This window comes from Streptomyces sp. MP131-18, from assembly GCF_001984575.1.
Lineage (GTDB): Bacteria > Actinomycetota > Actinomycetes > Streptomycetales > Streptomycetaceae > Streptomyces > Streptomyces johnsoniae.
Genome location: NZ_LZNS01000001.1, coordinates 2847267 through 2869835 on the forward strand (window position 1 = coordinate 2847267; position 22569 = coordinate 2869835).

Below are 22569 nucleotides of genomic sequence, written 5' to 3' on the forward strand. Positions count from 1 at the left end.
CCCCTGCTTCCTACGGGACGAGCCCGTCGAGCCCGGAGTGCGGTGCGCCGACGATGTCGCCAATGATGGAGTAGGAGCGTTCCTCGACCGGGACCTCCTCCTCGTCGCCCGGCGCCACGAGGGCGAGACGCACCTGCTCGGCGAACGCCTCGGCGAACGTCACCCGCTGCGCGTCGGTGTTGTCGAGCGCGAACGTGATCGGCACCGCTTCCATCCGGTTGCTGTCCTCGTCCTCCACCTCGGTCAGGTCGCCGACCTCGATGACCTCGGCGTTGTTGACCATCAGCTGGACGATCTCGGTCTCCTGCTCGGAGTCGCCGCCCTCCTCGACGCGGAACGCGGCGTACATGTTGATGGCGGCGCCGGGGTAGATCTTGCCGGCCACGCCGGTGGAGGCGTCGATCATGACCGCGATCTCCTGCTGGCCCGGGTCGAGCTCGGGTCGTTCGGCCAGCATGTCGGTCTGGAGCAGGGAGCCCTCGCGGAGCGGGCCGACGGCGACGCGGTCGTCTATCTGGCCCAGGTCGGTGACCGCGGAGTCCGGGACGTAGCGCTCCGGGATGCTCACCTCGCGCACGTGGTCGGGCGTCACCTCCTGGTACGGCTCGACGTCCTCGCTCAGCTCGTATGCGGTGGTCTCGGGACCGACCTTCGACTCCACGTCGTTGATCACCGCAAGTACCCCGGCGAACGCCGCGAGGGCGAGCAGGGCCGAGGCGAGCAGCAGCAGAATGCCGCGTCGCTGGCGCGCGTTCATGAAGCGTGTCCACCCTCTCCGTCGTGTGTGCGGTCATCCCGCGCCGGGCGCGAGCGCCTTGCGCCGTTGTGTCCCTATGGCCCGGGGCGTGCGCTCCGGCGGCGCCACCGGCGCCGAACAGAAGGCGCAGCGGTCGCCGATGAGCGTCAGGCCGCACCAGTGGCAGGCTTCCTGCCTCATCTGGCTCACCATTTGGTAGAGCAGGGAAACATCGGGAATGGCCGCGGCGAACTCCACCAGCTTTCCGGTGGCCCACCAGGCGGCGGACTCGGCGGGCATGGGGACGGGATGCAGCCCCTGTACCTGCCACTGCTCGGCCAGCCGGCCGGTGACCCACTCGCTGCCCAGCGTGCCGGGCGCGTACGTGAGCGTGGTGGAGAACTGAGGTCCGGCGAGCGTCACGTCGCCGTCGGCCCTGACGAGCTGCGGGGTGGGTCCTGCCAGCACGGCGCACTGACCGCCGGGCCGACCGGTGCCGTTGTGCGTCGGCAGCGTCACGGGGACGCGGTGCAGCCGACTGCCGGAGGCGAGCAGCGCGCCGGCGTAGATGTAGTGCGCCAGGAGGCGCGCGGAGGCGCCGAGCACGCCGGGGCTGAAGTCGCAGGCGGAGAGCTGCCGGAGCTGGCGTACCAGGACGGCGGTGCCGAGCGGCGGCAGGGCGCTCGGCAGCAGGGCTATCCGGTCGGACTCCAGCATGGCCCGTACGGCGTGGAGGCGCTGGACGTAGGGCAGCGGCGTGGTGGTCGGGTACAGCACGATGACGTGCCCGTGCCGGCCCACGAGGTCGCTGGTCTCCGCGAGGGCGTCGGTGAAGTCCTGCCGCTCCGGCGCGTTGAGCACGTGGGCACCCGGGGTGTGCTGGTCGGTGGGGGGCAGGACGAGGTCCGCGCTGGTGACCGCAATGGCAATCGGCATGCCGCTCCCCCGGGCTGAACACCCGTCTCGTTTGTAGGTGAGTCTGCCAGTTGGGCAGCCTATCGACTCCGCCTCGGGGTGGAACAGCTCGGACCGCGGGGCACGGGCTCGGTCCAGGCCATTGACAGCGCCGCTGGTCTGGACCAATCTGGCTCCTCAACGGTGGCCACCGTACCTCCACGCAGCACCCCCACCCCTGACGCTACGGAGGCGAGCGTGACCAGCATCCTTCCCCGTATCACCAAGCTGCTCGGCGCCACGGCCCTGGCCGGCGCCGTGGCCTTCGCGGGCCCCGCCATGATGGCCGGCGCCGCGGACCCGGCGGACGACGTCGCGGACGACACAGCAGGCGACATCGCGCCGAACGCCGTCCCGCGCCACGCGCTGACCGGCTATTGGCACAACTTCGACAACGGGTCCGTCGTCCAGCCGCTGAGCGAGGTGTCCGACGAGTACGACATCATCGCGGTCTCGTTCGCCGAGTCGACCGCGACGCCCGGCCAGATCGACTTCACCCTCGACCCGGCCGTCGGCTACGGCTCCGAGCAGGAGTTCAAGGACGACATCGCGGCCAAGCAGGCCGAGGGCAAGTCGGTGATCATCTCCGTCGGCGGCCAGAACGGGCACGTCGCGGTGACCGACGCCGCCTCGGCGTCAGCCTTCGCCGACAGCACCCTGGCCCTGATGGACGAGTACGGCTTCGACGGCGTGGACATCGACCTCGAACACGGCATCAACGCCCAGTACATGGGCCAGGCCATGCACGCCATCCACGCCGCCGCGGGCGACGGCCTCGTCTACACCATGGCGCCGCAGACCCTGGACATGCAGAGCACCGGCACCGAGTACTTCCAGCTCGCGCTCGACACGCGCGACTTCCTCACCGTCGTCAACATGCAGTACTACAACAGCGGTTCCATGCTGGGCTGCGACGGACAGGTCTACTCCTCGGGCAGCGTCGACTTCCTCACCGCGCTGGCCTGTATCCAGCTGGAGAACGGCCTCGCCCCCTCGCAGGTCGGCCTCGGCGTCCCCGCCTCGCCGAACGCCGCGGGCTCCGGCTACGTCACCCCCGACGTCGTCAACGCCGCGCTCGACTGCCTGACCCGCGGCACCAGTTGCGGCAGCTTCGTGCCGGACCAGACCTACCCCGACCTCCGCGGCGCCATGACGTGGTCCGTCAACTGGGACGCACACAGCGGCAACGCCTGGTCCCAGGCCGTCGGCCCGCACGTCCACGGACTGCCGTGACCGAAGGGGAACGCCGTTCCCCTCAGAGGCCCCTCAGAAGAAGGTGCGGATGTAGTCCGTGACCGTGCCGTCCCCCGCGACCAGCGGGATCAGCGGCCACTTCTCGAAGATGGTGCAGGGGTGGGACATGCCGAGGGCCACCCAGTCGCCCACCCCGGGCACCACCGCGGCCGCACCCGTGACGAACGCGTGCTGGTCGGCGAGCCGGCCGACCGCGAGGCCACCGCCGCCACGCACGCGTCCGTCGCGGGTGCGGACCGCCTGCACCTCGGGCAGCCCCAGGTCGTAGGCGATGTCCCGCTTCCCCGCGTTGATCAGCGCGAGCCCCGGCTCCGGCCGTGAGACCACCTGGGCCCACAGCCGGAACGCCGGGAGCAGCGAGCCCTCCTGCGGCACCCGGTTGAACGGCGTGACCTCGCGGTACCTGCCGTCGTCGTGGCTGACGTACGCGCCGGAGCGGAGTATCCGGCTGGCCGGGCGGGACAGTTCGGGCAGCCGCCCGAACGCCTCGGCGACCACGTCGAACCAGGCGCTGCCGCCCGCGCTGACGACGATGTCCTCGGGGCCGGTGAACCGGCCCGCCTTGTCGAACTCGATGGCGAGCGCGCACAGCGCGTCCAGCCACGCCCGCACCGACGCGGCGTCCGCACCGGGGACCTCCCCCTCGTACCCGGCGACGCCCACCAGCCGCAGCGTGTCCACCCCGGCCACGGCGTCGGCGACCGCCGCCGCCCCGGCCGGGTCCCTGACGCCGGAACGCCCGCCGGGCACGCCGAGTTCGACGACGACCTCGACAGGGCGGCCGGCGCCCGCGGCGCGCAGCGCCTCGTCCATCAGCGCGACGCCCGCGGCGGAGTCCACGTAGACCAGGCAGCGGAACGCCGGGTCCGCGTCCAGCTCCCCGGCCAGCCAGGCCAGTGCAGCCGCGTCCACCAGCTCGTTCGCCAGGAAGATGCGCCGCACCCCGAACGCCCGTGCCACACGCGCCTGGTGGGGCACGGCCACGGTGATCCCCCAGGCGCCGCGCGCCAGCTGCCGCCGGAACAGCTGCGGCGCCATCGACGTCTTCCCGTGCGGGGCGAGCGCCAGACCGTGGCGGTCGGCGAACCGTTCCATCGAGCCGATGTTGTGCTCGACCGCCTCGGCGGACAGCGTGAGCACCGGGGTGGTGAACCCACCGGTGTACAGGTCCCGCCGTTCGGCCGCGAGCGCGCCGACCGAACGGCCCGCCGCGTCGGGCGGCAGCCCCTTGAAGCGGTGATCGACGATCTCGTGGGCGAGCATGTCGAACGGCGTGGTCATGTCGACTCCGGGTGACCGAGTGAATGCGTACACGGGCAGGCCCGACCCTACCCAGCGCCGGGTACAGAGAAGGTCAACGGAGTGCGATCCGCGGGCAAGGAGCCCGCGCGGAACTGCTCGACGTACCCCGGCAGCGCGGCCGAGGCGAAGCCGGCCGCCTCGGCGGCGGCCATGTCCCTGGCCCCGTAGGCGCCTTCCCCCGCGGCGGTCATCGCCCACACCCCGGCCAGGCCGAGCCGCCACTGGAGCAGCGACTGCCGCACCTGCACCCCGCTGACCGCGTCGCGGCGCAGGGCCGAGGTGGCGCGGGTCATGGCGCCCGCGCGCACGACGAGGTAGTCGCCCGCGACGGCGTGGCCGAGCGCGAGGTGGCCGGCGCAGGCCAGCCCGAGGGCGGGCGGCAGCAGCACCGCGAACGCGACGGCCCCCGGGGTGCTGCCCGCAGGCAGGACCAGCAGGGCGCCGGCCGAGGCGGTCAGCACCCCCCACAGCAGGCGGCGGCGCAGCGCGGCCCGCGGGTGGCGGCGCAGGGGCGTGCCGAGGGCGGGGTCGCCGATGACGGCGGCCGCCACCCGGCGGGCGAGGCGCACCGGGCCGCGGGGCAGGACGGAGACACTGCTGCTCCACATCGAGAGCCCGGTGGTGATCACGGTGGTGTCGGCCATGCCCATCCAGCGCCACAGCAGCGGCTCGGAGACGGTGACGCCGCGCAGCCTGCGGTCGTCGCGGGTGACCTCGCGGGTCTTGAACAGGCCCTGCGTCGTGCGCAGGATGGTGCCGCCCTCCTCGCCGGGTATCCGGTCGAGGCGGAAGTGGGCGTGCTCGGTGACGAAGGAGCAGGCCCTGCCGACGCCGCCGAGCAGCACGGCGGCGGCGAACGCGGTGGCGGCCGTCGGGACCGGGCCGAGCTCCTCCCAGTCGGCGAGGGAGTTCAGCCAGGCGCCCGGATCGAGACCGAAGGAGGCGGCGGTCCAGAAGCCGCCCCACATCAGCCCCGCGGCGGTGACCAGGGCCCAGATGCCGGTCACGTTGTACACGATCCAGCGCCACTGGAAGGCGGCCATCGGCTCGGCCGACGGCTCGGGCGCGCTGCCGGTGAGGCGCCGGCGCAGCGCCTCGGCGTCGCGCTTGGACAGCGCGTCGAGGGTGAACGCGGCCTCCATGGCCGTGTTCATCTGGCCCGCGCCGATGGTGACGCGGCGCAGTCCGGCCAGTCGCTGGATCAGCCGGGCGCTGGTGTCGACGCTGCGGATGCGGTCGCGGCGGACGGACCTGTGGGTGCGGACGAACAGGCCGGTGCGGCGTTCCACGTACGCGTCGGTGATCCGGTAGCGCGTGGTGGCCCAGCGGACGACGTCGGCGACCGCGCCGGCCACGCCCCAGACGGCGAGCCCGGCGAGCGGGCCGATGGCGAGCGGCTCGGGCTCGAAACCGGTGAGCAGCAGGGCGAGCACGCCGGGCAGCAGGGAGACCAGCACGCGCAGCGCGTCGGCGAGGATCATGCGCGCGTCGAGCCGCTGCCAGCTCATGTCGCGTCGCCTGGGGTGCGGCCGGTGATCTCGGAGAGGCGCTCGGCCGCCCGGGTGGCCTGCTGCGGGTCGAGGCCGCTGATGCGGATGGCGCCGCTCGAGGAGGCCGTGGTGACGGTGAGCGTGGAAAGACCGAGCAGCTGCTCGAACGGGCCGCGCACGGTGTCGACGGTCTGGATGCGGGAGACGGGCGCGATGCGCCACTCGCGCACGAACCAGCCCGCGGCCGCGTACACGGCGTCGTCGGTGGTCTCCCAGCGGTGGACGGCGTAGCGCCACAGCGGCATGCCGGTGGCGTAGACGGGCCCGGCGACCGCGAGGGCCAGCAGGCCGGGGCCGGTCCAGGGGCGGACGGCGTCCCAGAGCGCGTGCGCGACGGCGAGGGCGCCGGCCAGGGGCAGTACGACGCCGAGCGCACGGGCGGCCCACAGCAGGATCGCCCGCCGCTCGACGCGGTGCCGCGGCGGCCGCAGCAGGACTTCACGATTCACCATGGGACAGACTGTCCCATGGAGGGACCCCCCTTGTCACGACGGTTTTGCGGCCTACCATTCCGGCATGGCAGAAACGGCGCCCACCGCCCCCGGCACGCTGGCGCGCACCCGCCGGGCGATCCTCGACGCGGCGATCTCGGTGTTCGCGGAGGACCGGGCGGCCTCGCTCGGCGATGTCGCGAAGGCCGCGGAGGTCGGGCGCAGCACGCTGCACCGCTATTTCCCCGACCGGGCCGCCCTGATCCTGGCCCTGTTCGAGGACTGCGCGGAGTCGGCCCACCGCACGCTGCGCGACGCGGCACTGGATCACGGGCCGCCGGCCGAGGCGTTCCGGCGCCTGATCGTCGCGCTGTTCGACCTCGGACCGCGGGTCAACTTCCTGTTCAACGAGCCGCAGCTGACCTCCGCCGAGTGGGAAGGGCCGCATTGGGAGCGGGCGAACCTGCCTGCCGCGGAGCTGTACACGCGCGGCCGGGCAGCGGGCTTCTTCGCCGCGGAGACCGACATGGAGTGGTTCTTCCGGACGCTGTGGTACATGCTCGGCGCCGGCTGGGAGGCGGTGGAGGAGGGCAGCCTCCCCCGGCACGAGGCCATCGCCGCGGTGACCAGAACGCTGGAGGGCGGCCTGCTGTCCCACGGACCGCGGGACGACGCGCGCTGACCCGCGGGGCACCACCCGCGTGGGCGAAAACACAGCGCGCCCCGCGTTTCACGGCCGTAAGGTGGCGGGCATGCAGGTGATCCAGTCGACCAAGCTCGCCAATGTCTGCTACGAAATCCGCGGCCCGGTACTCGAAGAGGCACAGCGGCTAGAGGCGGCAGGCCACCGCATCCTGAAGCTGAACACCGGCAATCCGGCAGCCTTCGGCTTCGACTGCCCGCCGGAGATCCTGGAGGACATCCTCCGCAACGTGGGGGACGCCCACGGGTACGGGGACGCGAAGGGGCTGCTGTCCGCCCGCCGCGCGGTGATGCAGCACTACCAGACCAAGGGCATCCACCTGTCGGTGGAGGACATCTACCTGGGCAACGGCGTCTCCGAGCTGATCCAGATGTCGATGCAGGCGCTGCTCGACGACGGCGACGAGGTGCTCGTCCCGGCCCCCGACTACCCGCTGTGGACCGCCTCCGTCTCGCTGGCCGGCGGCACCGCGGTGCACTACCGCTGCGACGAGCAGGCCGAGTGGATGCCGGATCTGGCCGACATCGAACGGAAGATCACCGACCGCACCAAGGCGCTGGTCGTGATCAATCCGAACAACCCCACCGGAGCCGTATACAGCACTCAGATGCTGGAGCAGCTCGCCGAGATCGCCCGGCGGCACCGGCTGGTGCTGTGCTCCGACGAGATCTACGACCGCATCCTGTACGACGGCGCCGTCCACACCTCGACCGCGGCCATCGCGCCCGACCTGCTGACGCTGACGTTCAACGGCCTGTCGAAGAACTACCGGGTGGCCGGGTTCCGCTGCGGCTGGCTGGCCGTGTGCGGGCCGAAGGAGCACGCGGCCAACTACATCGAGGGCCTGACCATCCTCGCGAACATGCGGCTGTGCGCCAATGTGCCCGCCCAGCACGCCGTGGCCGCCGCCCTCTTCGGGCGCCAGTCGATCGAGCAGCTGGTGCTGCCCGGCGGGCGCATCCTGGAGCAGCGCGACACCGCCTACGAGATGCTGACGCGGATTCCCGGGGTGACGTGCGTGAAGCCGAAGGGCGCGCTGTACGCGTTCCCGCGGCTCGACCCGAAGGTGTACAAGATCAAGGACGACCGGCAGATGGTCCTCGACCTGCTGCGGGCCGAAAAGATCATGATCGTGCACGGCACCGGGTTCAACTGGCCGGAGCCCGACCACTTCCGCATCGTGACGCTGCCGCAGGCCAGCGAGCTGGCCGACGCGGTCCAGCGCATCGGCTCGTTCCTCGACGGCTACAACCAGTACTGACCCCACGGGCGGGGCCCCGCACGCCGTTGTGCGGGGCCCGTCCCCCGTCTCAGCCCGCGCGCGCTGTCCTTTCCACGCGGTCCAGGCGGTCGGTGAGGGCCCGGTACTCGGCCCACAGCTCCTCGGGGGCTCGGGAGCCGAAGGTGTGCAGGTGCTCGGGGATCAGGGCGGCCTCCCGGCGCCAGACCTCCAGGTCGACCTCCAGCAGGAACGCCAGCTGCCGCGGCGTCAGAGCGAGCCCGTCCGTGTCGAGCGCCGCCGGCGCGGGCACCGTGCCGATCGGGGTCTCCACGCCCGCCGCCCGGCCGTCGAGCCGCTCGACGATCCACTTCAGCACCCGGATGTTCTCGCCGAAGCCCGGCCAGACGAACGCCCCGTCGGCGTCCTTCTTGAACCAGTTGACGTAGTAGATCCGCGGCAGCTTCGCCGGGTCGGGCGCCCGTTCCCCCGTCCGCAGCCAGTGCGCGAAGTAGTCCCCCATGTGGTAGCCGCAGAACGGCAGCATCGCGAACGGGTCCCGGCGCAGCTCGCCCACGGTGCCCTCGGCCGCCGCCGTCTTCTCCGAGGCGACGTTGGCGCCGAGGAACACGCCGTGCTGCCAGGAGCGGGACTCGGTGACGAGCGGCACCGCGGTCGCGCGGCGCCCGCCGAAGAGGATCGCGGAGATGGGCACCCCCGCCGGGTCCTCCCACTCCGGCGCGATCGTCGGGCACTGCGCCGCCGGCACGGTGAACCGGGCGTTGGGGTGCGCGGCCGGTGAACCGGCCGCCGGCGTCCAGTCGTTGCCGCGCCAGTCGGTGAGGTGCTCGGGCGGCTCCTCGGTCAGGCCCTCCCACCAGACGTCACCGTCGTCGGTGAGCGCGACATTGGTGAAGACGGAGTTGCCCCACAGCGTGCGGATGGCGTTCGCGTTCGTCTTCTCGCCCGTGCCGGGCGCGACGCCGAAGAACCCGGCCTCCGGGTTGATGGCGTACAGCCGCCCGTCCTCGCCGAACCGCATCCAGGCGATGTCGTCGCCGACGGTCTCCACCCGCCAGCCGGGCAGCGTCGGTTGCAGCATCGCCAGGTTGGTCTTGCCGCAGGCGGAGGGGAACGCGGCGGCCACGTACCTGGCTTCCCCCGCGGGCGGGGTGACTTTGAGGATGAGCATGTGCTCGGCCAGCCAGCCCTCGTCCCGGGCCATGACGGAGGCGATGCGCAGCGCGTAACACTTCTTGCCCAGCAGCGCGTTGCCGCCGTAGCCGGAGCCGAAGGACCAGATCTCGCGGGTCTCGGGGAAGTGCGAGATGTACTTGACCGAGTTGCACGGCCAGGGCACGTCCCGTTTCCCGGGCGCGAGGGGCGCGCCGACGGAGTGGACGGCGCGGACGAACTGGCCGTCCTCGCCCAGCTCGTCGAGCACCGCCCGGCCCATCCTGGTCATGGTGCGCATCGCGACGGCGACGTACGCGGAGTCGGTGATCTCCACGCCGAGCGCGGAGAGCGGGGAGCCGAGCGGGCCCATGCAGAACGGCACGACGTACATGGTCCGGCCGCGCATCGCACCGCGGAACAGACCTTGCGGCCCGGTGAAGGTCTCCCGCATGTCCGCGGGATCCATCCAGTTGTTGGTGGGACCGGCGTCCTCGGGCCGCTCCGAGCAGATGTAGGTGCGGTCCTCGACCCGGGCGACGTCGGTCGGGTCGGATGCGGCGTAGTAGGAGCCCGGCCGCTTCTCGGCGTTGAGCCGGATGAAGGTGCCCTTCTCGACGAGCCGCGCGCACAGGCGGTCGTACTCCTCCTGGGAGCCGTCGCACCAGACCACCTCGTCGGGTTCGGTCAGTGCGGCGATTTCTTCGACCCAGGTGACGAGCTTGTGGTGGCGAGTCGGGGCATGGGCGGCGACGGGAGCGGCTGGAGTCAGCGTCACGTTCGCTCCAGAGGGTTGAGGGTTTTACGTTCTGCGCTCATCCGACAAGACGGGCGCTCATCTGATGGTGCCGCCTTCTCACGTCTGTGTCCAGTGCGGCTCATGTGAGCGAATGGCCACCCGGAAGAGGCAACCCCCGCAGCACCCAACGCCCCGCGGCGCCCCCGAGAGGGGTTGACAGTCACTCACCTTTGAGAGTCACTGTCTTTTAATGGTCACTTCCAAGGAGGTGAGCCGTGAGCGATCCCCCGCCGCGAGGGCCGCGGCGCTGGTGGGCGCTCGGCGCCCTGACCGTCACCATGATCGTTCTGGGCTTCGACCTGACCATCCTCAACGTCGCGCTGCCCACCCTCGCCGTCGACCTCGGCGCGGACACCGCCGCCCAGCAGTGGATGATCGACGCGTTCCTCGTCGTCTTCGCCGCGGCGCTGCTGCCCGCCGGGCTCCTCGGCGACCGCCACGGCCGCCGCCGCATGCTCGTCACCGGGCTGGTCATCCTGCTGGCCGGCTCCCTGCTCGGCATGTGCGCCGACGGACCGGGACTCGTGATCGCCGCGCGCGCCGTGATGGGCCTGGGGGCCGCCCTCGTCAGCGCCCTGTCGGTCGCCGTCCTGCCGTCCCTGTTCGGTCCCGGGGAACGCACCCGGGCCATCGCCACCCTCACCACCGCACTCGCCCTCGGCATGCCGATCGGCCCGCTCATCGGCGGCTGGCTCCTCGACCACTACTGGTGGGGCGCCATCTTCCTCATCAACGTGCCGCTGCTCGCCCTCGGCATCGCCGCCTGCCTGCTGCTGCTCCCCGAGACCCGCAACCCGGCCGCGCCCTCGTTCGACCCGCTGACCTGTGCCCTGAGCGCCGGCGGCCTCGGCGCCCTCGTCCTCGGCCTGACCGAAGGACCGGCCCGCGGCTTCGCCGACCCCCTGGTGGCCGGCGCGCTCGCCACCGCCGCCGCCCTGCTCACCCTGCTGGCCGCCAGGGAACGCCGGGCAGCCGCGCCCCTGCTCCGGATCGGCCTGCTGCGCAACCCCGGATTCGGCTGGAACGCGGCGGTCGGCGCCCTGACCGGCTTCATCCTCGCCGCGCTGATCTTCGTCCTGCCCCAGTACCTCCAGTCGGTCCACGACCACGACGCGTTCGGCGCCGGGCTGCGGCTGATGCCGATGCTCGGCGGCGTGGTGCTCGCCGCCCGCGGCTGCCAGCCGCTGGTGCGGCAGTTCGGGTCCCGCGGGGTGATAGCCACCGGCCTGGTGCTGCTCTGCTTCGCCGGCGTGCTCGGCAGCACCACCCAGGTCGACTCCGGCTACGGGCTGACCGCCGTCTGGCTCGCCGTCGCGGGGCTCGGTTCCGGGCTCGCCCTCGTCCCCGCCACGGACGCGGCGCTCGACGCCCTGCCCGCCGCCCACTCGGGCGTCGGCGCCGGGCTGCTGATGACGCTGCGGCAGGTCGGCGGCGCACTCGGCGTCGCCCTGCTCGGCAGCCTCCTCGCCCGCGTCTACCGCGGTCACCTCGACACCGGCGGGCTGTCCCCCGAGGCCACCGCCACCAGCCAGGAGTCCGTCTCCGCCGCCCGTCTCCTCGCGGCCCGCACCGGCTCCGCCGAACTGGCGGAGGCGGCGCGGACCGCGTTCGTCCACGCCATGAGCGTCACGCTGTACGTCTGTGCCATCGCCGCCCTGGCCGCCGCGCTGCTCGCCGGACTGCTGCTGCCGCAGCGGCGCGCACCGGCCGCCGTCCTGACCGCCGAAGCCTCCGCCGAGGGAGAAACCCGCACATGACCCGCACGGCCCGGCCTGGGCGAACGCAAGAAGCAGCGCACCCGGCAGGCGATCCGCCGGGCCGCGTACCGCCGCTCCGCGGAACAGGGCTACGACGCCACCCGGGTCGACCAGATCGCCGAGGCCGCCGAGGCCTCCCGAGCACGGTGTTCCGGTACTTCCCGACCAAGGAGGACATCGTCCTCACCGACGACAACGACATCGTCCTTGAGGCCGCCCTGCGCGCGCGCCCCGCGCACGAGCCGCCCCTGACGGCGCTCCGCGAGGCGCTGCGCGTCTCGATCCACGAGGTCTGGTCCGCGCCCGGCGCCCGCGCCGTCACCGAACAGCGGATGCGCCTGGTCCGCACCGTGCCCGCGGTCCGGGCCCGCCTGGACGAGAGCTTCGCCGCCACCGGCGAACGCGTGGCCCCATCCTGGCCGAGCGCACCGGCCGCTCCCCCGACGAGCTGGAACTGCGCGTCTTCATCGGCGCCACCCTCGGCGGCCTGCGCGAAATGCCGCTGCACTGGGCCGCGGGCGACCTCACCGAAGACCTGATGGGCCTGCTCGACCGCGGCATAGACGTTCGCGAACACGACCTCGCGGACGATGCGGCCCCGCCGCCGCTCAGGCCAGCTGCGCCGCCAGCGACTCCGGGTCCGTGACGGGCGCGGCGCAGACGAAGCCGCGGCACACGTACGCCGCGGCGCGGCCCTCCCGCAGCGGGCGCCCGGCCAGCAGCGGCGGCGGGTCCGCGTCGTCCGGCTCGCCGCGGGCGACGACCGCGCCGGGCGCCGCCGCGCGCAGCGCGGTGCGGTGCAGCGCGTCCGCCGCCGCGTCGCCCCACGCGCCGACCACCGCGACCTCGCGCGGCCCGTCCACCGCGGCCTCGGCCACCGCCAGGCCCCAGCCGGTGAAACGCGGCGCCTGCGGACCGAGCGCCGTCACCACGCCGAGCGCCCGCTCGGCGGCGGCACGGTGCCGGCCGCTGCCGGTGTAGGCGGCGTAGGACAGCAGCGCGCCCGTCGCGGCCGACCAGCCCGACGGCGTCGCGCCGTCCGTCGGGTCCTGCGGGCGGCGGATCAGCCGCTCCGCGTCGTCCGCCGTGTCGAACAGCGTGCCGTCCGCACCCGCGAAACGCGTGAGCACCGTCTCCAGCAGCGCGCCCGCCCGGTCGAGCCACGCCCGCACGCCCGTCACCGCGTACAGGGTGAGGAAGCCCTCCGCCACGTCGCCGTAGTCCTCCAGCACGCCCGCGCCCGGCCCCGCGCGCCCGTCCCTTGAGGTGCGAACGAGGCGGCCGTCCGCGTCCAGGTGCACCGCCGCGAGCAGCTCGGCCGCGCCCGTCGCCGCCGCCACCAGGTCGTCCCGGCCGAAGCAGGCGCCGGCCTCGGCGAGCGCCGCGATGGCCAGGCCGTTCCACGCGGCGACGATCTTGTCGTCCCGCTCGGGGCGCGGGCGCGCGCCGCGGGCGTCGAGCAGCCGCGCCCGCAAACCCTCCGGCGCCTGCGCGCCCGGCAGCCGCAGCGTGCCCTCCTCGCCCGGACCGAAGACGGCCGCGGCCCGCTCCGCGTCGGCGGGCCCGAGCGCGGCTTGCAGCTGCTCGGGCGTCCAGGTGTAGAACGCGCCCTCCTCGGGCCCGCCGCCGTCCCGCGCCTCGCTGTCCGCGTCCAGCGCGGACGCGAACCCGCCCTCTCCGGTAAGCAGTTCACGCACCAGGAAATCCGCGGTCTCCAGGGCGATCCGGCGGGCGAGCGGCTCGTCGGTGACCCGCCACAGGTGGGTGTACACGCGGGCGAGCAGCGCGTTGTCGTACAGCATCTTCTCGTAGTGCGGCACCGTCCACGTGGCGTCCACCGCGTACCGCGCGAATCCGCCGCCGAGCTGGTCGTAGATACCGCCGCGCGCCATCGCCTCGCACGTCGCCGCCGCGATCCGCAGCGCCTCCCGCGAGCCCGTGCGCACGTGGTGGCGCAGCAGGAACTCCAGCGCCATCGACGGGGGGAACTTCGGCGCCCCGCCGAAACCCCCGTGCGCCTCGTCGAACTCCCCGGCGAGCCCGGCCGCGGCCATCGCCAGCTCCGCCTCGCCCGGCGGCCCCGGCGCGTCGTAGGACAGCCGCCGTTCCGCAAGGTCGCCGGTGATCCGCGCCGCGACCTGGGCGACCTCCCCGCGCCGCTCCGTCCAGGCCGTGTGGACGCCTTGCAGGAGCTGGGTGAACGAGGGGAGCCCGGCGTGCGGCTCCCTCGGGAAGTAGGTACCGAAGTAGAACGGCTCCCCGTCCGCCGTCATGAACACGGTCATCGGCCAGCCGCCCTGTCCGGTCGCGGCCTGCACGGCGTCCATGTACACGGAGTCCACGTCGGGGCGCTCCTCCCGGTCCACCTTCACCGGGAGGAAGTGCGCGTTCAGATAGGCGGCGACGGCCTCGTCCTCGAAGCTCTCGTGCGCCATGACGTGGCACCAGTGGCAGCTGGCGTACCCCACGCTCAGCAGTACCGGTACGTCCCGCCGCTTCGCTTCCGCCATCGCCTCCGCTCCCCATGGCCACCAGTCCACCGGGTTGGAGGCGTGCTGGAGCAGATAAGGCGACTGGGAGCCGGCCAGTCGATTCATACCGGTATCGTCGCACGACCGGGACCGTCCAGCCCACCGTGCGGGGCCGGGCCGGCGGGGCCGACCGCATGCCCGGTCAGTCCCTCCGGGGTGAGTCGGTACCGTCAGTGCCTCATCCGAGCGTCCACTGCTGGTTGCTGGCGCCGTGGCAGGTCCACAGGTGGACCTTGGCGCCATTGGCGGTCGAGTAGTTGCTCACGTCAAGGCAGAGCCCGGACTGCGCCGAGGTGATGGTTCCGCCGGCGTTCACCCGCCATGTCCGGTTCCGCCCGCCGTGGCACGCCCCGATGATCGCCGCCGTACCGTTGCCGGTACCGCTGCCCGCGGCCTCCGGACATCTGCGGGAATCGCCGCTGTAGACGGTCAGCTCCCCCGCGGCGGTGAGGGTCCACTGCTGATTGTCTCCTCCCCAGCAATCCCAGATCTGCGACTGCCTCCCCGGCTGAGTCGTCACATTCGGCACGTCCAGACATTCGTCCGCCGCCACCGCGCGCAACTCACCACTGCTACCGCCACCGCCGTCGCGACCGGCCGGAGGGTTGGCCCGGGTGACCAATCCGAGGTGCCACGGCCACTGGGAGTAGTCACCGCCGGCGTTCGGGCCCTTCCCCTGGTAGAGGAACTGGAGGTTGCAGGGGTCGATGGTCAGTGTCTGGTCGTTGGAGGCGCGGATCAGCTCGCCGTGACTGAAGTCGCTCGTCCACGGCTCGGCGCCGGGGGCGAAGGTGACGTTGTTGTGCCGCAGGAACGGGGTGGACTCGGTGGCGGCCAGCGGCGCCCACTCGTCGCCGACCGCGTCGAGGCTGTCGGCGGTCCAGGAGTTGAAGTAGCGCTTGCCGTCGCTGCCGATGCCCTCGATCACCATCGCCGTTGGTCGCGACGGTGAGCGTGCCGGTCTGCGCCGACGACGGCAACGCGGGCGCGACGGCGGCGAGCAGGCCCAAGTACCGCCGCAAAAGCGATCCGCACGGCTCTCAATCGCTTGCCGTTACTTGGTAGTCCACTGAGTGACATCTTTGGTACAGCCTCCCTGCTATACGGCATGAGATTGCGCAAGCGTGCAAGCGCTTGCTCAAATCTGCTTGTGCGCGGCAGGCACGGTCGAGATTCAGAAATCGACGATCCACGTCTTCAAATCTCTCTGTCGCGCCGACTCGGCCGTTATTGAAAGGATCGGCCCCGGGGATGGGCAGATCCGCGAGCGGCTTGACCACCACGGTGCCCAACGCGGGAAGGGCCGGAGCCTTCGAAACGCTTCACTCCCCGCCGGGACACCGAGGCAACCGAGCCGGGTTCGCTTATCGGAGAGATCGCTGCCGTACTGACCTGCGGGCCCTCGCGGGAAAGCAGCCGCTGCATCGCGACGCCGATCGCTTCGAAGTCCGCGACCCCGTCGAACGGGTCCCGGCGCCGCCGGAAATGGTGACGTGGCGGAGCCGGCCCGTCCGGTTCTGTCCGGACGGGCCGGCCGGGGCCCTGCCCGGGCCGGCACCGCCCGATGGATCGGCTACAGGTTCACCGAGTCCCCTCCTATGGTCACCACCAAGCGGCCGTCGGAGGCGAAGTTCCAGTCCAGGGCTCCGGAGTACGGGGCACACCTCGACCCGTTGGAGCCGGACCACCACTGGTTTCCGCCGGCGTCGTCGCCGATGATCCGGTCGTTCGACCCGCTGTCGCAGGAGGTGTTGTTCCGGAACGTCGAGTCGCCCGCGTCGAAGTTGTAGTTGCGCTCCTCGTTGCCGATGCTCAGGTTGTTCTCGATCGTCATCGACCCGGGGTTCCGGTTGTAGGTGAACCCGTGCTTGCCGTTGTCGAAGGCGATGGTCCGCACCACGGTGTGGTCGACCGCGATGTCCTCGCCACCGAGCTTGAACCCGTTGCGGTCGCCGCTGGAGTTCTGCGTGCCGTCCGACAGCGTCCCGTTCTCGTACGAGAGCGAGTCCTCGATGGTGACCGCTCCGATCGGGCCGGTGTCGTCCTTGGTGAACATGTCCCAGCCGTCATCGATATTGTTGTGGGCCACGCAGTACCGGAAGACGTTCCCCGGACCCACGGTGAGCTTCGGCGCGAAGCCGTCGGCGTCCTCGCCATCGGAGTCGGAGTTGTCGTGCGACTCCGAGCTGATGATGAGGTTGTTCGACGGCCACTGGGAGGACGGCGCACCGGCGGTGTAGCGCGACAGCTGCAGCCCGGTGTCGCGGTTGTGCCGCGTCACCACGCGCTCGATGATGTTGTTGTTCCCGCCCAGGAGTATTCCGTTGTCACCCGCGCGTTCGACGACGAGGCCATGCAGATGCCACCAGTCGCCGCCGATGGCCAGCCCGCGGTTGGCCGAGTCCTCGCTCTGGGCCGAGAAGTTCAGCACCGGGGTCTCGCCCGGGTAGGCGAACAGCTCGGTGCGGTTGCCCGAGGTGCCGTCGTTGCCCGGCTCGATGTGGACCGTCTGCGAGAAGTCGTAGGTCCCTCCCTGCATGTAGATCGTCCCGCCAGGCTCGATCCGGCCGATCGCCGAGGTGAGCGTCGTCGGGTCCGACTCGCTCCCGGAAGCGCCGTCGCTGCCGCCCGGCGCCACGTACAGCGCGTCCCCGCTCGGCGGCGGGTCGTCGCCATCATCCGGCGGGGTGCCGGTCGAGGAGTCCAGGTAGTCGATGTTCGGCAGGCCGCCCGAGCCGGTGGCGACCAGCCGGACGGTGTTGGTGCCCGAGCCCAGCTGCGCCGTCAGGGACTTGGTGGTCCAGGTGTTCCACGAGCCGGTGGTCTCGAACGAGACCGACTGGACCGTCGAGCCGTTGACGACCAGATCCGCGGTGCGGGCCGAGGTGCCGCCGTTGGCGAACCCGATCCCCAGGGCCGCCGAGCCGGCACTGGCCGCCTCGATGGTGAACCCCGCGGCCGCGCCGGTGGAGTTGGTGGTGTTGCAGAATCCGGTGCCGGAGTAGCCGGCGTAGTCGGAGTCGATCGTGCCGTCGCACGTCGCCGAGGAGGACTCGGCCTCGAACCGCACCGCCTCGCCGTCGTCCGGCGGCTCGGTGGGCCCGCCGTCGTCCGGCGGCGATCCGGCATAGGTCTCGAACTCGGCGATCCTCGGCGTGCCGCTCGAGCTGGCGATCTCGAAGTTGATCTTGCTCAGCGATGTCGTGGGGAAGGTGATGACTCCCGCCCCGCTGCCGGAGGCCAGGACGTCGCCGGTGTCGTGGTTGACGGCCCGCCAGGAGCCGATGTTGCCTTCGGCGCCTGCCGCCTCGCGAATGTTGATCGTGGACACCGTGGTGTCCGAGCCCCACTTGACCGAGATCCGACCGGTCGAGCCGGCCGGCGACCAGTAGGTGTTCATGTCGCCGTCGACGACGTTGCCGTAGCTGGTGCCGCCGGCCTTACTGGAGCCGTCGGCGCCGGCCCCGATGCTGAGGTTGGTGCCGACCGGGGGATCGGTCGGGTCCGGCGGGTCCGTCGGGTCCGGCGGGTCGGTCGGGTCCGGGGGCTCCGCTTCGCAGTTGCCGTCCGAGACCTGCAAGCCGTTGTCGGCTCCCGCCGTCTCGCTCACCACGTCCGGCACGCAGCCGGCGTCGTCGAGGCTGTAGCCGTACGGGATGCTGACGGTGGTGTTGGACTGCGGATCGGGGCCGGCCGGGTAGTTCTCGCTGCCCTCGCTCGACCAGGTCACGTTGTCGTAGATGTTGCCGTTGACCTCCCAGGAGCCGCGCTCGTCGGTGTAGAAGGTGCCCAGGACGTCCTTGGAGTCCTCGAAGTAGTTGTTGTCCACCTTGGCGCGAGCCCCGGCCCGGGAGTTGATGCCGGACTCGACGAGGCCCGCATAGTGGTTGTTGTACATGTGGGCGATGCCGCCGCGCAGCAGGGGCGTGCGGGAGTTCAGGTTCTGATACAGGTTGTGGTGGAACGTGACGAACCCGTTCGACCGGTCGCTCTCACTGGACCCGATGAGGCCGCCGCGTTCGGAGTTGCGGAGGATGCTGTAGGACAGGGTCACGTACTGGGTGTTGTTCTTCATGTCGAAGAGGCCGTCGAAGCCCTCGTCCTCGCCGCCCGAGGCCTCCAGGGTCAGGTGGTCGGCCCAGACGTTGCGGACGTTGCTCTCCATGCTGATGGCGTCGCCGCCGTTGGAGGTGGGTGAGCCCGACTTCTTGACGTTCCGAACGGTCACGTTCTGGATGATGATGTTGCTGGACTCACGGATGTGGATGCCCAGTTGGTCGAAGACGGCGCCGCTGCCGACCCCGACGATCGTGACATTGCTGACCTCCTTGAGGTCGATCACATCGTCGGTGACGTCGCAGCTGTCGCCCGAGACGTCGCTGGTGTTGCCGTGGTTGATAGTCCCTTCGACCTCGATGATGACCGGGGTGCTGGTGCTGGCCCGGTTGCACAGGGCCTCGTTGATCTCGGTCCCCGTGGTGGCCCGCACCGTCTGCCCGCCCGCACCACCGGTCGTCCCGCCGTTCTGCGTCGCGTAGCCGGTGGCGGCGGCGGTGGCGGCGGGGGCCGCCGACGCCCCGGTCACGGACACCGCCAGACCGGTGACGGCCAGGGCCGTTGTGGTCAGCACGGCACAGAGCCGCGCGGTTAATGGTCTGCTCATGCTTGTTCTTCCCGTCCGTTGTCGAATACCGGGTACTGCCGTTGCGCGGCCCGCCCGGAACGGGAGCGCGTCGCGTTGCGTGCTGCCTACTGAGAAAAGGCGTCGCCGTTGCCACCCGACGCGGCTTGATCACGGCACGCGCTCTACGGCGGCGACACCCTGTGGCCTGCTCCGAACCGGCGGCGGCTCGTACACGTCCTGCGGCGGGCACCGCGATAGACGCTCTGGCCGGTGCGAATCACTTGAGAGAGAAAGCGCTTTCTACAGCGAAGAAAGCGTAGGGCACCCGTGACGAAGTTGACAAGATTTATGACAGTAATGGTGTTCAGGGCTCTCCCCGCGTGCGGCGGGATTGCGGAAACTCAGGCGCTGTCGCAGATCAGAAGCGTTCTTCGAACCCCGGCAGGACGGGCGACCGGTGCGGCGGGCCGCCCGTGGGGACGGCCCCGAAGCCGACGCGGTAGCGAGTGCGCGGGCGCCGCGCCTTGACGATCCTGACGATGGTCTTGCCGATGACCGGCGGTGCCGATGTCATGCGGGCATTGCGCTGCGCGCTCACGGCGAGTGTCACGGCAAGCAACCCCTTCGGCCAGGGGTGAGTGTCACCGACACCGTCGAGGACCCCGTCACCAGCGACGTGACCGCCGGTCCTGACGGGACGACGTACGCGCTCAGCGGCGGGCTGGCCGCCCTCCTCGCGGGCCGGCCCAACGACGGGTTCGCCCTGCCCTCCGTCGATATCGGCTGAGCCGGGGCCGTTCTCCGGAAGACCAGCACCGCTCACCGGGGTCTGCCTCGGAGCCAGCGTCGTGCGGTAGCCCTCTCTGCTGCGGGCGGGCTACCGCACTTCTGCGTACCAAGACGGAGCACGAGGTGGTCGGCATTCTCGAACTGGTGCCGATGAGGAATCGAGCCTCGGCCCCAAGTCGCCCAGGAACGTGTGACGCCGTCACGGTGGGAGCCTGGCCGCGACGGTGCTGAAGCTGTGGGCCGACGAGCTGTGGCGTCGTGGCGCTCGACCCACCGCTCCCAGCGGACCACGAGGCGCGCTCAACGGCTATGCGGTCCGCACGCGGCCGGATGCGGTGAAGCCGGTCGCGCCAGCGCGGCGTCCACTGGTCCCGGCCGGCTTCTCACCGTACGCGCCCACACCGGTTTCCCTTGGAAACGCGGCAGGTCGGAGCCAACTGGTTGGGTGCGCCCACCGGCACCGGTGGCAGCTGGCGTACCCCACGCTCAGCAGTACCGGTACGTCCCGCCGCCGCGCCTCCTCGAAGGCTTCCGCACCACGGCCACCACGCGACCGGGTTGTCGGCGTGCTGGAGCAGGTAGGGCGAGGTCTCGGCGGCGAGTCGATTCGCCATGGGACCGGTCTGCCTCGCGGCGGGCTCAGCCCGCCTGGTAGGGCTTGGCCTCCAGGACCTTCACGTGCGCGGTGCTCCCGTTGGGCAGCTGGTACTCCGCGTCGTCGCCGACCTTCTTGCCGTTCACGCCGCTGCCCAGCGGCGACTGCGGGGAGTACGTCTCGATGTCGGACGTCGCGAACTCCCTGGAGGCCAGGAGGAAGGTCATCGTGTCGTCCGGGTCGCCGTCGAAGGCGATCGTCACCACCATGCCGGGCGCCACCACCCCGGTGTCCGCGGGGGCCTCACCGACCTGCGCACTCTCCAGCAGCTGGGTCAGCTGGCGCACGCGCGCCTCCATCTTCCCCTGCTCCTCCTTGGCCGCGTGGTACCCGGCGTTCTCCTTCAGGTCCCCCTCCTCGCGCGCCTGCTCGATCTTCTTGGCGATCTCGATGCGAGCGGGACCCGACAGGTGATCCAGCTCCGCCTTGAGCTGGTCATACGCCTCCTGGGTCAGCCAGGTGACAGTGTCGCTGGTCTGCGTCACAGGTGCTCCTTCGGGGTGAATAGGGAGGGGATAAAAAGGAAGGCCCGTCCCGGACATCTGCGCTCCTGGGCGGGCGATACATCGATCGAAATATCGACTCTAACAACGCCGGTCGATGTGCGGAAGGATTACCCTCCGCTGCCGGGGGCAAACACTGCGGCCCCTAGCCTGCGTCGGCCCGGGCCTGTGAGCAGCCCATCAGCTCCGCGGCGGTGGCCCGGCCCGTGGTGCGGAGCGTGACCGTGCGGTGCGCACTGTCGCCGTTCTCGTCGAACCTGAAGTCCGCGCGCCCCACCTCAAGGCCGTCCTCCGCCTGCGCGCGCACCGTACAGACGCCGTCGGTGTCCGCGGGCTTGCGCACCGCAAGGTTCACATCGATCTGCTCGTCGGAGACGACCTGGAAGCCGGTCAGCTCCCCCGACACCTTCTGCTCGCCGATGTAGGACACCCCCGCCCAGGCCACGAAGCCGAGCAGCAGGACGCCGAGCACCAGACCGATGATCTTCAACCGCCGGTCGGTGCGGGCGTCGGCGGCGCCGGAGCGGCCGTACCGGCCCTCGGGAGCCATTGCGCGCACATCAGCCATGACGGTCGGTCCTCGTGGTGAGACGGTCCTTGCGGTGGACGGCGGTCGGCGGGCGGTGGGAAATCCGGAATAGCCCGGCCGGTCCATCAGTCACTATAGAAGGCGTGAGCCGGACCCCGACCACCGACCAGACGACGAGGAATCTGCGTTGACCGAGCAGCTGCGACTCATGGCCGTGCATGCCCACCCGGACGACGAGTCCAGCAAGGGCGCCGCGACCATGGCGAGATATGTGTCCGAGGGCGTGGACGTACTGGTCGCCACGTGCACCGGCGGGGAGCGCGGCTCCATCCTGAACCCGAAGCTTCAGGGCGACCCCTACATCGAGGAGCACATCCACGAGGTGCGCGCCCGGGAGATGGCCGAGGCCAGGGAGATCCTGGGCGTGAAGCAGGAGTGGCTCGGCTTCGTCGACTCCGGGCTGCCCGAGGGCGACCCGCTGCCGCCGCTGCCCGAGGGGTGCTTCGCCCTCCAGGAGCTGGACGCGGCCACCGAGCCGCTGGTGCGCCTGGTCCGTTCCTTCCGGCCGCACGTGATGACCACGTACGACGAGAACGGCGGGTATCCGCACCCGGACCACATCATGACCCACAAGGTGTCGGTCGCCGCGTTCGAGGCCGCGGGGGACCCGGACCGCTTCCCCGGGGCCGGCGAGCCGTGGCAGCCGCTGAAGCTGTACTACAACCAGGGGTTCAACCGGCCGCGCACGCTCGCCCTGCACGAGGCGATGCTCGCCCGCGGCATGGAGTCGCCGTACGCGGAGTGGCTGGAGCGCTGGGACGACGCGGACCGGCCCGAGCGGCAGCTGACCACGCGGGTCCCGTGCGCGGAGTTCTTCGCGATCCGCGACAAGGCGCTGATCGCGCACGCCACGCAGATCGACCCGGACGGCGGCTGGTTCCGGGTGCCGCTCGACCTCCAGCAGGAAATCTGGCCGACCGAGGACTACGAGCTGGCCCGCTCGCGGGTGGACACTTCTCTACCCGAGTCCGACCTCTTCGCGGGTATCCGGGAGAATTGA

The 22569-nt window shown here is 71.5% G+C and carries 19 protein-coding genes and 1 pseudogene; 7 read left to right on the plus strand and 13 right to left on the minus strand.

All coding sequences use genetic code 11. The features are described from left to right. Window positions 1-10 precede the first annotated feature (10 nt). Entirely contained in the window at window positions 11-757 is a 747-nt protein-coding gene (gene cpaB / locus STBA_RS12550; protein WP_077059333.1) for a Flp pilus assembly protein CpaB, read from the minus strand. A gap of 33 nt (window positions 758-790) precedes the next feature. Continuing rightward, window positions 791-1672, minus strand: coding sequence for a hypothetical protein (locus tag STBA_RS12555; protein WP_077059334.1), 882 nt, complete (start codon window positions 1670-1672; stop codon window positions 791-793). A gap of 297 nt (window positions 1673-1969) precedes the next feature. Between STBA_RS12555 and STBA_RS12560 the strand changes: the two genes are divergently transcribed. Next, window positions 1970-2923: a chitinase gene (locus tag STBA_RS12560; protein WP_079252392.1), complete on the plus strand. Its 954-nt coding sequence runs from the start codon at window positions 1970-1972 to the stop codon at window positions 2921-2923. Window positions 2924-2956: 33 nt separating this feature from the next. Here the strand turns inward: STBA_RS12560 and STBA_RS12565 are convergent, their stop codons facing one another. From STBA_RS12565 to STBA_RS12575, 3 genes are read right to left on the minus strand one after another with little or no spacing between them, the layout of a single operon-like run. Then, window positions 2957-4225 (minus strand): alanine racemase, encoded by a 1269-nt coding sequence (locus STBA_RS12565; protein ID WP_077059336.1) that lies wholly within the window; start codon window positions 4223-4225, stop codon window positions 2957-2959. A 47-nt stretch (window positions 4226-4272) separates the two neighbouring features. Further along, a complete protein-coding gene (locus tag STBA_RS12570; protein WP_077059337.1) occupies window positions 4273-5754 on the minus strand; it encodes a PH domain-containing protein in 1482 nt (493 codons plus the stop codon). Further along, complete coding sequence (locus STBA_RS12575; protein WP_077059338.1) at window positions 5751-6248, minus strand: PH domain-containing protein; 498 nt, start codon at window positions 6246-6248, stop codon at window positions 5751-5753. Before STBA_RS12575 ends, STBA_RS12570 begins: the two co-directional genes overlap by 4 nt. Before the next feature lie 64 nt (window positions 6249-6312). On the opposite strand from STBA_RS12575, the gene STBA_RS12580 reads away from it, so the two are divergent. Then, window positions 6313-6909: a TetR/AcrR family transcriptional regulator gene (locus STBA_RS12580; RefSeq protein ID WP_077059339.1), complete on the plus strand. Its 597-nt coding sequence runs from the start codon at window positions 6313-6315 to the stop codon at window positions 6907-6909. 70 nt (window positions 6910-6979) lie between these two features. Further along, window positions 6980-8191, plus strand: coding sequence for a pyridoxal phosphate-dependent aminotransferase (locus STBA_RS12585; protein WP_077059340.1), 1212 nt, complete (start codon window positions 6980-6982; stop codon window positions 8189-8191). 49 nt (window positions 8192-8240) lie between these two features. Here STBA_RS12585 and STBA_RS12590 read toward each other — a convergent pair whose 3' ends face one another. Beyond that, window positions 8241-10100 carry a phosphoenolpyruvate carboxykinase (GTP) gene (locus STBA_RS12590; protein WP_253194693.1) on the minus strand — a complete coding sequence of 620 codons (1860 nt, stop codon included), beginning with the start codon at window positions 10098-10100 and terminating at the stop codon, window positions 8241-8243. 236 nt (window positions 10101-10336) lie between these two features. On the opposite strand from STBA_RS12590, the gene STBA_RS12595 reads away from it, so the two are divergent. Both STBA_RS12595 and STBA_RS39460 read left to right on the plus strand, forming a co-directional pair. Continuing rightward, window positions 10337-11878, plus strand: coding sequence for an MFS transporter (locus tag STBA_RS12595; RefSeq protein WP_077059341.1), 1542 nt, complete (start codon window positions 10337-10339; stop codon window positions 11876-11878). A gap of 146 nt (window positions 11879-12024) precedes the next feature. Continuing rightward, window positions 12025-12417: a hypothetical protein gene (locus STBA_RS39460; RefSeq protein WP_077059342.1), complete on the plus strand. Its 393-nt coding sequence runs from the start codon at window positions 12025-12027 to the stop codon at window positions 12415-12417. Window positions 12418-12486: 69 nt separating this feature from the next. Here the strand turns inward: STBA_RS39460 and STBA_RS12605 are convergent, their stop codons facing one another. The 4 genes from STBA_RS12605 to STBA_RS12630 form a co-directional block, all read right to left on the minus strand. Continuing rightward, entirely contained in the window at window positions 12487-14475 is a 1989-nt protein-coding gene (locus STBA_RS12605; protein WP_077059343.1) for a thioredoxin domain-containing protein, read from the minus strand. Between the two features lie 112 nt (window positions 14476-14587). Continuing rightward, on the minus strand, window positions 14588-15340 hold the full coding sequence (locus STBA_RS12610; RefSeq protein ID WP_077059344.1) for a non-reducing end alpha-L-arabinofuranosidase family hydrolase: 753 nt from the start codon (window positions 15338-15340) through the stop codon (window positions 14588-14590). Window positions 15341-15982: 642 nt separating this feature from the next. Beyond that, window positions 15983-19072, minus strand: a complete 3090-nt coding sequence (locus STBA_RS38775; RefSeq protein ID WP_079251880.1) for a right-handed parallel beta-helix repeat-containing protein — start codon at window positions 19070-19072, stop codon at window positions 15983-15985. Between the two features lie 379 nt (window positions 19073-19451). Next, window positions 19452-19607 (minus strand): hypothetical protein, encoded by a 156-nt coding sequence (locus tag STBA_RS12630; RefSeq protein WP_216355923.1) that lies wholly within the window; start codon window positions 19605-19607, stop codon window positions 19452-19454. Between the two features lie 60 nt (window positions 19608-19667). Here STBA_RS12630 and STBA_RS37760 point away from each other — a divergent pair, with 60 nt between their 5' ends. After that, a complete protein-coding gene (locus tag STBA_RS37760; protein WP_253194695.1) occupies window positions 19668-19820 on the plus strand; it encodes a hypothetical protein in 153 nt (50 codons plus the stop codon). 309 nt (window positions 19821-20129) lie between these two features. Here STBA_RS37760 and STBA_RS39465 read toward each other — a convergent pair. The 3 genes and pseudogenes from STBA_RS39465 to STBA_RS12645 form a co-directional block, all read right to left on the minus strand. After that, window positions 20130-20436: pseudogene (locus STBA_RS39465) on the minus strand (DUF255 domain-containing protein). Between the two features lie 25 nt (window positions 20437-20461). Then, window positions 20462-20962 (minus strand): transcription elongation factor GreA, encoded by a 501-nt coding sequence (gene greA / locus STBA_RS12640; RefSeq protein ID WP_077059345.1) that lies wholly within the window; start codon window positions 20960-20962, stop codon window positions 20462-20464. A gap of 163 nt (window positions 20963-21125) precedes the next feature. Then, entirely contained in the window at window positions 21126-21548 is a 423-nt protein-coding gene (locus STBA_RS12645) for a DUF4307 domain-containing protein (RefSeq protein WP_077059346.1), read from the minus strand. 148 nt (window positions 21549-21696) lie between these two features. On the opposite strand from STBA_RS12645, the gene mca reads away from it, so the two are divergent. Beyond that, window positions 21697-22569, plus strand: coding sequence for a mycothiol conjugate amidase Mca (gene mca, locus STBA_RS12650; RefSeq protein WP_077059347.1), 873 nt, complete (start codon window positions 21697-21699; stop codon window positions 22567-22569).